Origin of the sequence: Actibacterium ureilyticum (genome assembly GCF_002285435.1) — a bacterium.
GTDB lineage: Bacteria > Pseudomonadota > Alphaproteobacteria > Rhodobacterales > Rhodobacteraceae > Actibacterium_C > Actibacterium_C ureilyticum.
Map to the genome: position 1 here is coordinate 160,435 of NZ_NSBT01000024.1, position 12,898 is coordinate 173,332.

Consider the following 12,898-nt stretch of genomic DNA (forward strand, 5'->3'; position numbering starts at 1 on the left):
CTGCGCGATATCAGCCCGACATCGGCGCGCCGTTTGCTTGGCCAACGGGGCCCTGCCGGAACACTTGTCAAAACGCTACTCGTTACATCCATAGGTTTAAATTTTCGTTGCAACACAAACAACCTGCCCACAAGTACAGGTTGAGACCTATCCTTTCGGGCAAGTTTTCGACGAAGCCGCAGAATTAACCAGGCATTGCCAGCAATTCCCGTAAGAAGCGATTCTTATCGCCGACCTTCCCGCAACCAGGCCCCGACCAGCAATGTCGACGCCAACAGCAGGAACAACCAGGGCGGTGCCAGCGGGATGATCGACACATCCGCGGTCACATAAGCCTCGCGCGGGGTGATCCCGATCCAGCCGCGCCCGCTGGCCACACGGCCCGCGCGCACGCGGCGGATGCCGGGGGACGTGTCCTCGATCCGGTGGACGCCGCCATTGCCCGCGTCGATCACCGGTTGCAACAGGGCGCTGTCGGCGATGGTTCGTTCGAACTCGCGCGGGGCGCTGGGGCCCAGCGCCACGACCGCGTCCAGCTCGCCATCGGTCAGGCGATACAGCCCGATCTCCGGCGCGCCCCAGACCGCGCTGAACCGCCCGGGCGAGACCTCTTCCAGCGGGACCGTCACGACCGTGCCATCGGGGCCGGTGATCTCGACCTCGCGCGGGGTGTCCTCCAGCGACCGGCGCGTCACCGTCAGAACCTGACCCTCGGCGCTGGCGGTCAGGGCTTCCTCCTCCAGCTCGGGTTCCTTCATCATCCAATGGGCCAGCCGCCGCAGCAGCTCCAGCTGCGGGCCGCCGCCTTCGAAACCGCGGCTCCAGAGCCAGGCATGGTCGGATCCCAGCAGCGCCACGCGCCCCTCGCCCACCCGGTCCAGCACCAGAAGCGGCCGCTCGTCGGGGCCGGTCATCACCGTCTGCCCGCGCGAGGCCGTCATGTCGATCAGCCGGAACCAGCGGCCCCAATCCGCGCCCGCGTCGCTGGCCCGGTCCAGCCCGTCGGTCACCGGGTGGCGGTGGCCCAGCTCGCTGACCTGGGGCTTGAACCCATCCTCGATCACCCGCGCTGTGGGCTCGGCGGGCAGGATATCGGCCAGGGGCGAGCGATAGAGACTGTTGGCCGTGGCGAAATCCGGCCCCGCCGCGATCAGCACCGCGCCGCCCTGTTCGACATAGTCGCGCACATTGTCCAGATAGGTCAGCGGCAGGATCCCGCGCCGCTTGTAGCGGTCGAAGATGATCAGGTCGAATTCCTCGATCTTCTCAAGGAACAACTCACGCGTCGGAAAGGCGATCAGCGACAGTTCGGTTACCGGCACACCATCCTGTTTCTCGGGCGGCCTCAGGATCGTGAAATGCACCAGATCAACGGAGCTGTCGGATTTCAACAGGTTGCGCCATGTCCGTTCGCCCGGATGCGGCTCGCCCGATACCAGCAGCACCCGCAGCCGGTCGCGCACGCCGTTGATCTGCACCACGGCCTCGTTATTGCGGTCGGTCAGCTCGCCCTCGGCCAATGGCAGCGCAAAATGCAGCACGTTCATCCCGCCATGAGGCAGGTTCACCGGCAGCGCGATGTCACGGCCCACGGGCACGGTGACGACAGTGGGCTCCTCGCCATCAATGGAAATCGCCAGTTCGGCGCTGCCCGGCTGATCGGCGGGCACGGCGCCCTGATCCTCGATCCGCAGGGTCAGGGTCAGCTCCTCGCCCAGGATGGCAAAGGCGGGGGCGTTTTTCACCACCAGCCGCCGGTCCCAATCCCGCGCGCGCCCCGACATCAGCAGATGCACCGGCGCGGGTGGCGTGGGCGCGCGGCCGATATCGTGCAATTGCCCGTCGCTCAGCAGGATGACACCGGCCAGCCGGGCCTCTGGCACCTCGGCCAGGGCCTCGGTCAGCGCGCCCATCAACAGGGTGCCGCCGTCGCCCTCGGCATCGCCGACGCGCACCACGCGCAGATCGGTATTGTCCATCGCGGCGATCTGCGCCTCGACCCGTTCCAGCGCGGCGGCGGTCTGATCCGTGCGGTCCGACAGGCGCTGGCTGGCGCTGTCATCAACCACCACGACCACGATATCGCTGAGCGGCGTACGGTCCTCGCGTTGCAGCGACGGGTTGGCCAGCGCCGCCAGCAGCACCAGCCCGGCCAGCGCCCGCAGCGACCAACCCGACAGCCCGCGCCACAGCGCAAAGCCGATCACCGCCAGCAGCAGCCCCGCCAGCACCGCCAGAACCACCAGCGACAGGATCGGATCGAAGACGACCGCGTTGCTCATTGCCCCAACCTTTCCAGCAGGGCGGGCACATGCACCTGGTCGGATTTGTAGTTGCCGGTCAGCACATGCATCATCAGGTTGATGCCGAAGCGATAGGCGATCTCGCGCTGGCGCTCGCCGGCATAGCCCCGCCCGACCGGGAACATCTGCATCCCGCTGGTATCGGTGGCCCAGGCGGCGGCCCAATCGTTGCCGCCGATCACCACCGGCGTCACCCCGTCATTGAGGTTGCGAAACGGCATCCCCTCGGCCTGTTCGGCATCGGCGGGCGCGGCCTCGACCCAGACATCGCGGCTGGGATGGCGGCCCGGGAAATCCTGTAGCAGATAGAAGGTGCGGGTCAGCACGTGATCCTCGGGGATCGGCTCCAGCGGCGGGATATCCAGCGGCGCCGCGATCTGTTGCAGGCGGCGGCCATTGGGCGAATTGCCCCCGAACTGCGCAATGTCAGCGTCGCGCGTGTCGAACAGGATCATGCCGCCCGACCGCAGATAGCGGTTGAGCCGCGCATAGGCGGTGGCGGACGGCAGCGGCTGATCCTGTGTGACGGGCCAGTAAAGGAAGGGAAAGAACGACAGCTCGGCGGTTTCCAGATCCACCGCGATCGGCTCTGCCGGTTCGATGGATGTGCGCTGGAACAGCTTTTCCGACAGCCCGCGCATCCCCGCCTGGGCAATGCGGTCCACCCGGTCGTCGCCGGTAATGACATGGGCCAGAACGACCTCGGACGTGGCCTGGATCGCCAGCGCGTCGTCCGATTGCGCGCGGCCCGTTTGCGGCGGCACCAGCATCGCGGCGGCGAGGGCCATCGCGGCGGCGCGTTGCCCGCGCAACCGCCCGGTGAGCCAGAGCGAGGCCAGGATATCCACCGCCAACAGGATCAGCGCGGCGGCCAGCAGCGCCCCCTTCAGCGGCGTTTCGCGGACCACCGCCAGCCCCTCGACCGGGACATCGGCGGGCCAGGTCGCGGGCGCCAGCGCCTGTTCGGCGCCGATCACGTTGACCGCGATGCGCCGATCCTCGCCCGCGTAAAGCCCCGGGCGCCGGTCGGGGCCGACCGCGCCGGTCACCAGCGTTTCACCCGCCACGCCGGGCAGCGTGCCCGCATCCTGCAAATCGCCGAACCCGTCCAGCACCGCCTCGACCTGCCATGTGGTGCCGGTCAGATCCTCGGCCACCGGCTCGGCGGGGCGGGTCGACACCGCCAGCCGCTCCAGCATCTGCACGAACAGCCCCGACAGCGGCAGGGTGGACCATTCGGCATTGGCGGTCACATGGAACAGCACCACCTGCCCCTGACCCGCGCGCTTGCGCGTGACCAGCGGCGTGCCGTCACTGAGCGCGGCAATCACCCGTTCGGCCAGTTCCGGGCCGGGCTGGGCCATCACCTGGGCCGACACCGCCACATCGGCGGGGATATCCAGCCCGAAAAAGGGCGAGGTTTCGTCGAACGGGCGCAGGGTCTTGGGCTCGCCCCAGCTCATCGCGCCGCCGACATTGCGGCCGCCCGCACGCAACCGCACCGGCATCAGCGGGTCTTCGGCATCGCGGCTGACATCGCTGGCCGCCAGCCGTGGCCCGGCAAAGCGCAGCAGCAGCCCGCCGCCATCCAACCAATCCTGCAGCGCGTCGGATTCCGTCTGGCTGAGCGTGGCGACATCGGCCAGCACGATCACATCGGGGTTGGCCTGGACCACCGCCTGAAGATCGCCGTCGATCAGATCGGCGGTCGGCACCAGCGCCTGACGCAGGTAGTGCAGCGGCGACAGCAGCTCCAGCCCCTCGCGCCCGTCACGACCGGCGATCAGCGCGACCTCGCGCCGTTTCAGGCTGTCATCGGTCAGGGCCACGGCACCGGCGCTGTTCTGTCCGGCAACGGCAAAGCGGGTGATGCGGTTGCGCAGCTCGGGCGGCAGGACGATATCGACCGTGCCCTCGGTCGCGGCGGCGTCAAATTCGACCTCGACCCGTGCCAGATCACGCTCGATCCCGTTGGGATCGGGGCCGATCGCCGCCACGGTCACGGCCGCCGCGCGCCCGGCCCGGGCACGCAGGACGGTGGCCTGGATCTGGCCATCCTGAAACTGCACCGGGCGCAGCGCATAGACCGGGCGCGGGCTTTCATAGACACGCACCGCCCCGCGCGCGCGCAGCGCATCCAGCGTATTGGCCCGCCCGGGGTGATCCACCCCGTCCGACAGCCACAGGGTATCGAACCGCCCCGCCAGCCCGTCGGCCCAGGCCGCCAGCCCGTCGGCATCGGGCGCCCAGGGCTGCGGCCGGATCCCCGGCAGGCGCGATTGCCAGCTGTTGGCGGCCTGAAACGCCAGCGCGCCGTCTTCGGGCAGGTTCGCGGCATTCACCACCGCCACAGGCCGCGCGCCGCGCGTCGCCTCGTCCAGCGTTTCGGCCACCCGCGCCATGCTGCGGTTCCAGTCGCGTGCGCCCGCCCAGGTGCCGTCGATCAGCACCAGAAGCGGCCCCTCGCCCTCTTGTTCGACCTGCGGATTCAGGACGGGACCGGCAAAGCCGATGATCGCCGCCGCCACCGCCAGCATTCGCAGCAGCAACAGCCACCAGGGCGTCTTGTCAGTCTGTGTCTCGTCATCGCTCAGCCCCAGCAGCAGCGCCACACCGGGAAACCGCCGCCGGATCGGCGCGGGCGGCACCGCGCGCAGCAGGAACCACAGGATCGGCAGCGCGGCCAACCCGATCAGCAGCCACGGCGCGGTGAAACCTATGGGGCCAAGGATCCACATCAGATTTGCCGCTCCAACGCGCGGAACAGCCACAGCAGAGCGGGTTGCGCGCTGTCGCCAGTATGGTAGCAATCGAAATGCCAGCCGGTCAGCCGCGCCAGGTCGGCCAGCCGCGCCTTGCGGTCGGCCAGACGTTGCAGATAGCGGTCGCGCAGCTCGCCCGCCTTCAGCGTTTCATGCCGGATGCCGCCGCCCATGCTTTCAAAGATCGTGCGCCCGTCAAACGGGAACGCCTCTTCCGCCGGGTCCAGCACCTGAAGCAGCGCGCCCTTGACCCCACGGTCGGCGGCCTTGGTCAGCGCGGCCTCGACCGGGGCCAAATCGCCCAGAAAGTCCGAGATGAAGACCGCCCGCGAATGCGGCAGCATGCCCCGGCTTTCGGGGCTGCCATAGTCGCTGTCGGGATCCTGGGCGCTGAACGCCTCGGCCAGGCGCAGCAATTGCAGCTCGCCGGTACGTGGCGGCAGGGTCAGGCCGGCCAGCCCCACCCGTTCGCCCCCCCGCATCAGCAGGATCGACACCGCCAGCGCCAGCAGCCGGGCGCGTTGGGATTTGTCGGGGTGATCGGCAGCGCCCGAAAATGTCATGGAACGGGCATTGTCGACCCATATCTGCACGCTTTGCGCGGCCTGCCATTCCTTTTCGCGCACGAAATGCGCATCCGACCGGGCCGAACGGCGCCAGTCGACCATCCGCGCCTCGTCGCCCGGATGGGCGGGGCGGTATTGCCAGAATTCGTCCCCCTGCCCCGCGCGCCGCCGGCCGTGTTCGCCCAGCAGCACGGTCGCGGCCAGATGCTCGGCCTCGGCCAGAAGCGGTGGCAGCGTACCGGCAAGTGTCTCGGCACGGGATCGAAGCAGCGCGGGCATGGTTATGCGGCGGCCTCCACCTTGACGACCGAACGGGCGACATCGTCGATGATCCCCGACAGGTCGGCGCCACGGGCGCGCGCGGCAAAGCTGAGCGCCATGCGGTGTTTCAGCACCGGCCCGGCCATATCCATAACATCGTCGATCGAGGGCGCCAGCCGCCCGTCCAGCAGCGCCCGCGCCCGCACCGTCAGCATCAGCGCCTGTGCGGCGCGCGGCCCCGGGCCCCAGGCGACATTCTCGGTCACCACCTCGGGCGCGTCCGGCCCGCCGGGGCGACAGGCGCGCACCAGATCCAGGATGCATTCCACCACCCCCTCGCCCACCGGCATCCGGCGCACGGTGGTCTGGGCGGCAATCAGCTCGTCGGCGGTGAACACCTGATGCGCGCTGTCTTCGGCCACGCCGGTCGTGGCGATCAGGATGTCATGCTCGGCCTTGCGTTCGGGATAGGGCACATCGATCTGCACCAGGAACCGGTCCAGCTGTGCCTCGGGCAGGGGATAGGTGCCCTCTTGTTCGATGGGGTTCTGTGTGGCCAGCACGTGGAATGGCGGGGTCAGCGCGTGTTCCTGCCCAGCGATGGTCACGGATTTTTCCTGCATCGCCTGCAACAGCGCCGATTGCGTCCGCGGGCTGGCGCGGTTGATCTCGTCGGCCATCAGAAGCTGGCAGAAGATCGGCCCCTGCACGAACCGGAACGCCCGGCTGCCATCGGCCCCGGTTTCCAGAACCTCGGAGCCCAGAATATCGGCGGGCATCAGGTCGGGCGTGAACTGGATCCGCGCGCCATGCAGCCCCATGACCGTCGACACCGTATCCACCAGCCGGGTCTTGCCCAGCCCCGGCAGGCCGATCAACAGCCCGTGCCCGCCACACAAAAGCGCCGTCAGCGTCAGGTCGACGACCCGTGGCTGACCGATGAAACGCCTGGTGATGCTGGCCTTGGCCTCGATCAGACGCGAGGCGAGGCTTTCGATATCGGCCACCAGTTGCGCATCGTCGCTCATGACAGGTCTCCTTGCGGTGCTATATACCCCTATTAAAGGCAGATATGGCGTCACACACAAATGGCAAAAAATCAGAACGGACAAAACATTGTGACCCCGTCACCGGATCGGCTGGCGCAAGCGGCGCAAAAGGCGGCAAATGGCGGTCTGCCGCCGGTGCATCTGTGGAACCCGCCCTTTTGCGGCGATATCGACATGCGCATCGCCCGCGACGGCACCTGGTTCTATCAGGGCACGCCGATCAACCGGCCGCGCATGGTGCGGCTGTTCTCGACCATCCTGCGGCGCGACGGGGATGCCTATTTCCTTGTGACGCCGGTGGAAAAGGTGGGGATCACGGTCGATGACGTGCCCTTTGTCGCCGTTGATTTCACTGTGGAAAATCCCGGCACCGACCAGGTTTTGATATTCGAGACCGCGTTGGGCGATACCGCGCCGGCGGGGCCCGATCACCCGATCCGCGTGGCCCAGAGCCCCGAATCGGACGCCCCCGCCCCCTATGTCGCCATCCGCGCGGGGCTCGAGGCGCGGATCGACCGCAAGAGCTTCTATCGCATGGTCGATCTGGGGCAGGAAGAGGTGATCGACGGCACCGCCTGGTTCGGCATCCGCTCTGGCGGGACCTTCTTCCGGCTGATTCCCGCCCACGCGCTGACCTGATCCCCTGCCGCCCGATTTAACCCGCTTTGCGATCAATCGCCCCGTTTCCCGCCGACTTTTTCGCGATTCACGAAGTGGCCGCAAAATCACCCCCTTTCCGCCGAGCGAAGGGCACAGCCGCCCCCTAACTCGTCAACCGAGTGGTAACGATTGGGGCGTATTGGAACGGCCATGAAACGGACAATGAACATCTCGGGCGGCCTGGCCGCGCTTTGCCTTGGGTTTGCGGCGCTGGTCACGCCGGCGGCGGCGGCCGTCGTGCAATCGACCGGCACAGGGTCGTCGGTCACACGCACCGATGCGACCGCCACCTTCGACGACACCGCCAGCCTGGGCGGTCAGTTCACCGAAGACGGAATGACCTTTACCCGGGTTAACCTGTCGACCAACAACAATGGCTGCGGCTATGCCGGCTGCGCCAGCTCGTTCCCCACGTTCAGCGGCAACTATCTGTACGGCTACGGCAACGGCCACCTGTCGATTGCCGCCGCGCAGGACCGCATCTTCGAGGGGCTGGAATTCAACTTCGGCTGGTCCACCAACCACAACATCACGTGGGAGGCGTTCCTGGAAGGCGATTCCGTGGACCGCGGACGCAGCCGCGATGTCGCCGGTGGCACCGTGCTCAGCTTCTCGGGGCTGTTCGACACGCTGCTGTTCACCAGCAACCACATTTTCAACAACCCGCGCCTGAACGGCCGCTTCAACGCACCGGCCATCGACACGGTGCGCGCGCAATACCTGCCCTCGGTCGTCCCGGTCCCCGCGACCCTGCCGCTTCTGCTGAGCGCGCTGCTGGGCGGCGGCTGGCTGCTCCGACGCAAACGCGCCTGAGGCCGACAGCAAAACCAGAACAACTTGGGGCCTCCAGCAGGGCCCCTTTTTTTCTTGGTGGCTCGGTGAGCGTTTCGCAGGTTCGCTTTGTGTCCCTGCCGGATACAGGTCATGCGCCCGTTCGCGCGGAATAAAGGGGCTTCAGCCCCGCCGCGCGGTGCCCGACCGCCCCCCGGGCGGGCGCCTTTCACCGGCGCGCTGACATTTGAGCGAAGATGTATTTGGCACCATCAAGCGCACCGCTCAGCCGGATGGACGCCCACCCGCGGCCGGGCACCACGCGGCTAAAAGCCGATGTCCGCTTCCGTCCCACACAGCGGTCATAGAAAGCGCCCTGACAGGCCCGTCAATGCGCCTCGGCCCAATTGGCGCCCTGGCCCGCGTCGACGGTCAGCGGCACGTCCAGTTTCAGCGCCGGTTCGCAGGCCGTTTCCATGACCCTTCGCACCGCCGCGATGGTGTCGTCGATCGCCGGGGTGTCGACCTCGAACAGCAATTCGTCATGCACCTGCAACAGCATCTTGGCGGGCAGGTCGGCGATGGCATCCGGCATGCGGATCATCGCGCGGCGGATCACATCCGCCGCCGTGCCCTGGATGGGCGCGTTGATCGCCGCGCGGCGGGCGAACCCGGCCTGCGGCCCCTTGGCGCCGATCTCGGGAGTGTGGATGCGCCGCCCGAACAGGGTCTGGACATAGCCGTGCTCCTTGGCGAAGGCGACGGTCGCGTCCATGTATTCCTTGATGCCCGGGAAGCGTTCGAAATAACGGTCGATGAAGCCCTGCGCCTCGGACCTGGGGATGCGCAGGTTGCGCGCCAGACCGAAGCCCGAGATGCCATAGATCACGCCGAAATTGATCGCCTTGGCCTGCCGTCGGATCATCGGATCCATGCCTTCGATCGGCACGCCGAACATCTCGGACGCGGTCATGGCGTGGATGTCCTGCCCGTCGCGGAACGCCTGTTTCAGCGCGTCGATATCGGCCACATGGGCCAGGATGCGCAGCTCGATCTGGCTGTAATCGAGGCTGAGCAGAACCTTGCCTTCGGGCGCGACGAACGCCTCGCGGATGCGGCGGCCTTCCTCGGTCCGGACGGGGATGTTCTGCAAGTTCGGATCGGTCGAGGCCAAGCGGCCGGTATTCGCCCCGGTCTGCACGTATGACGTATGCACGCGGCCCGTATCGGGGTTGATGTGGTCCTGCAGCGCGTCGGTATAGGTCGATTTCAGCTTCGACAATTGCCGCCAGTCCAGCACCCGCGCGGGCAGGTCGTGGCCTTCGGCCGCCAGATCCTCCAACACGTCGGCACCGGTGGCATAGGCACCGGTCTTGCCCTTCTTGCCGCCGGGCAGGTCCATCTGATCGAACAGGATCTCGCCCAGCTGCTTGGGGCTACCCACGTTGAAGCTTTGCCCGGCCAGCTCGTGAATCTCGGCCTCCAGCCCCGCCATTTTCTGGGCAAAGGCGTTGGACATGCGCGACAGCGTATCGCGGTCGACCTGGATGCCCGTCATCTCCATCTGGGCCAGCACCGGCACCAGCGGGCGCTCCAGCGTTTCATAGACGGTGGTGACGCGGTGTTGATGCAGCTTCGGCTTGAACTGCTGCCACAGGCGCAGGGTGATATCGGCGTCCTCGGCGGCATATTTCACCGCATCGTCAATCGGCACCCGGTCAAAGGTGATCGCCGATTTGCCCGTGCCCAGCAGCGATTTGATCGGGATCGGCTCATGCGCCAGATAGCGCTCGGAAAGCGCATCCATCCCATGCCCGTGCAGCCCGGCATTCAGCGCATAGGACAGCAGCATCGTGTCGTCGATCGGGGCGACATCGATGCCATAGCGCGCCAGGATCTTGGCGTCGTATTTCATGTTCTGGCCGATCTTCAGCACGCTGGGGTCCTGAAACAGCGGCTTCAGCATATCCAGCGCCTGTTGCAGCGGCATCTGGCCGTCGACCAGGCTGCCCGAACCGAACAGGTCATCGGCGCCGTCCTTGTGCGCCAGCGGCACATAACAGGCCTGCCCGGGCTCGACCGACAGGCAGATCCCCACCAGATCGGCGCGCATCTCGTCCAGGCCGGTGGTTTCGGTATCGACGGCGACGTAGCCACGCGCGATGGCCCGGTCGATCCAGACCTGAAGCGCCGCCGCATCGCGCACGCATTCATAGGCATCCGCATCGAAGGGCAGGCTTTCGGGCAGATCCACGCCCGCGCTTTCGGCGGCGGCCGGGGCATCGGCGATCACCGGCGCCTCGACCCCCATCGTGTCGGCCACCCGTTTGGTCAGGGTCCGGAACTCCATCTGCGCCAGAAAGGGCATCAAGACCTCGGGGTCGGGCTCGCGCATCTCGAGCGTGTCCAGGGTGAAGTCCAGCGCCATCGCGTCGTCCAGCGTCACCAGCTTCTTCGACAGCTCGATCTGGGCGCGGTTGTCGATCAGGGTCTGGCGGCGCTTGGGCTGCTTGATCTCTTCGGCGCGGTCCAGCAGGTTTTCCAGATCGCCGTATTCGTTGATCAAAAGCGCGGCGGTCTTGATGCCGATCCCCGGCGCGCCGGGCACGTTGTCGACACTGTCGCCGGCCAGCGCCTGTACGTCGACCACCCGGTCGGGGCCGACGCCGAATTTCTCTTCGACCTGTTCGACGCCGATGCGCTTGTTCTTCATCGCATCCAGCATCTCGATCCCGTCGCCGACCAGCTGCATCAGGTCCTTGTCACTGCTGATGATGGTCACGCGGCCACCGGCGGCCTGAGCCTGGCGCGACAGGGTGGCGATGATGTCGTCGGCCTCGAACCCCTCCTGCTCGACGCAGGCGATGTTGAAGGCGCGCGTCGCCTCGCGCGTCAGCGGGATCTGCGGGCGCAGATCCTCGGGCATCTCATCGCGGTTGGCCTTGTACAGGTCATAGAGGTCATTGCGGAAGGTATGGCTGCCCTTGTCGAACACCACAGCCACATGGGTCGGCGCGTCGGGGCCCTTGTTGTCCTCGACCATCTTGAAGATCATGTTGCAGAACCCCGCGACCGCCCCGATGGGCAGCCCGTCGGATTTCCGCGTCAGCGGCGGCAGCGCATGAAACGCCCTAAAGATGAAGGCCGATCCGTCGATCAGGTGCAAATGGTGGCCCTTGCCAAAGCTCATCGGATGTTCCTTCATTTTGTGCCCCTTTTTGATGCGCCGCGTCCCGCATGGCAAGAGGCTGCGCACACCGCAACCCGCAGGAACCGGCCACGCCGGGAAACAGGTTGGAAAAAACCCGGACATGGCGCATGTTCACCCTAACATCGGCAGCCCGCCCAACCGCAATCTGCCCCCACAGGGTAAAACGCACTGATGACGCAAGACCTCAATCCGCTTCCCGGCAGATCCGCCTTGCCCGGCCTTGCGCTGGTCAAGGGCTATAATCCGACCGTTGATTACATGCGGTTTCTGGCGGCGCTGGTGATCGTGCTGTTTCATGCCCACGCGCCCGGCGGGCAGGCTGGCGAAACCGCCGTGGGATATTTCACGCTGGTCATGGTTTGGTTCGCCCTGCATGGCGCCAGCCGCCACACAGGCCCGTTGGGCCCGGTGCTGCGCAGCCGCTGCATCAAGCTGCTTTACCCCTTCGTCGTGTGGAATCTGATCTATCTGTCCGCCAAGGCTGCCCAGACCATGGTGTCGGGCGGCTCTTTCTGGGACGAGGTTGCCAAATGGCTGCCACCCGCGGGCAGTTTCGGCCAGCTTTGGTTTCTGCCCTGGGCTGCGGTGATCAGCGCCGGGATATTCATGGCCGCGCAATCCATCCGGTTCGAGATCCGGACCCCGCAGGCGGCTGCGATCGGCATTGGACTGGCCGCGCTGGTCACGCTTGGCGCGCTCAGGCTCTGGACCCATGCAGAGCTGCCGCCGTTCCTGGCGCTTTCGGTACTGTACCTGCCATCGGTCGTTGTGGGCATCGTGATCTTTGCCCTGCGCCACGCCCCGCTTGCGCTGCTGGCCGCAGCGATGGGGACCAGCCTGTTCGGGCTTATGCTGCAACAATTCGGGTATCAGGGTGCGCAGCAGTTGATCTTTGCCGCGCCGCTGATGGCGCTGTCGCTGTTTCTGCCCACGCCGCGCTTCCGTTGGACCAAGGCGGCGGGCGTGATGTCAATGGACATCTATCTGGTCCACCTGCTGAGCATCGCGATCATGAGCGCGACCGTGGGCATTCCCGCCACCCTTTCGGGCAGCATCCTGATCGTGCTGCTGGCCTTTGCCATGGCGCTGCCGCTGCAGATCCCGATTCTGGGACGCTGGCTGCGCTAGATCAGTCTTCGGCCTTGGCGAAGCTTTCGTGGATGTATTTCTTGTCGCAATAGCCGCATTCGACAAAACCCGTGTCATGCGGGATCGACAGCCAGACGCGCGGGTGGCCCAGCGCGCCCTCGCCCCCGTCGCAGGCCACGCGCCAGGTGCTTACGATCTCGGTCTCGGGGGCGTCTATGGTCATCTG

Annotated in this window: 9 protein-coding genes; 3 read left to right on the forward strand and 6 right to left on the reverse strand. The window is 66.7% G+C overall.

The genetic code is table 11. The features are described from left to right. Positions 1-224: 224 nt before the first annotated feature. Genes CLM60_RS06825 through CLM60_RS06840 form a run of 4 tightly spaced genes read right to left on the reverse strand, consistent with a single transcriptional unit; the run spans position 225 to position 6,920 of the window. Complete coding sequence (locus tag CLM60_RS06825; RefSeq protein WP_095588414.1) at positions 225-2,282, reverse strand: hypothetical protein; 2,058 nt, start codon at positions 2,280-2,282, stop codon at positions 225-227. Next, positions 2,279-5,041, reverse strand: coding sequence for a DUF4159 domain-containing protein (locus CLM60_RS06830; protein WP_095588415.1), 2,763 nt, complete (start codon positions 5,039-5,041; stop codon positions 2,279-2,281). The genes CLM60_RS06825 and CLM60_RS06830 overlap by 4 nt, the downstream gene beginning before the upstream one ends. Next, a complete protein-coding gene (locus tag CLM60_RS06835; RefSeq protein WP_095588416.1) occupies positions 5,041-5,910 on the reverse strand; it encodes a DUF58 domain-containing protein in 870 nt (289 codons plus the stop codon). Before CLM60_RS06835 ends, CLM60_RS06830 begins: the two co-directional genes overlap by 1 nt. A gap of 2 nt (positions 5,911-5,912) precedes the next feature. Continuing rightward, positions 5,913-6,920 carry an AAA family ATPase gene (locus CLM60_RS06840; RefSeq protein ID WP_095588417.1) on the reverse strand — a complete coding sequence of 336 codons (1,008 nt, stop codon included), beginning with the start codon at positions 6,918-6,920 and terminating at the stop codon, positions 5,913-5,915. A 60-nt stretch (positions 6,921-6,980) separates the two neighbouring features. Here CLM60_RS06840 and CLM60_RS06845 point away from each other — a divergent pair, with 60 nt between their 5' ends. Further along, positions 6,981-7,580: a DUF1285 domain-containing protein gene (locus CLM60_RS06845; protein ID WP_095588418.1), complete on the forward strand. Its 600-nt coding sequence runs from the start codon at positions 6,981-6,983 to the stop codon at positions 7,578-7,580. 171 nt (positions 7,581-7,751) lie between these two features. After that, entirely contained in the window at positions 7,752-8,414 is a 663-nt protein-coding gene (locus CLM60_RS06850) for a PEP-CTERM sorting domain-containing protein (RefSeq protein WP_095588419.1), read from the forward strand. 346 nt (positions 8,415-8,760) lie between these two features. On the opposite strand, the gene polA is transcribed toward CLM60_RS06850, so the two are convergent. After that, the gene (gene polA, locus CLM60_RS06855; RefSeq protein ID WP_425427214.1) at positions 8,761-11,577 is read right to left on the reverse strand and encodes a DNA polymerase I; all 2,817 of its coding nucleotides are present in this window, start codon (positions 11,575-11,577) and stop codon (positions 8,761-8,763) included. Between the two features lie 177 nt (positions 11,578-11,754). On the opposite strand from polA, the gene CLM60_RS06860 reads away from it, so the two are divergent. Then, positions 11,755-12,711, forward strand: coding sequence for an acyltransferase family protein (locus CLM60_RS06860; RefSeq protein ID WP_141246475.1), 957 nt, complete (start codon positions 11,755-11,757; stop codon positions 12,709-12,711). Position 12,712: 1 nt separating this feature from the next. Here CLM60_RS06860 and CLM60_RS06865 read toward each other — a convergent pair whose 3' ends face one another. Next, positions 12,713-12,895, reverse strand: a complete 183-nt coding sequence (locus tag CLM60_RS06865; protein ID WP_095588421.1) for a zinc-finger domain-containing protein — start codon at positions 12,893-12,895, stop codon at positions 12,713-12,715. Positions 12,896-12,898 lie beyond the last annotated feature (3 nt).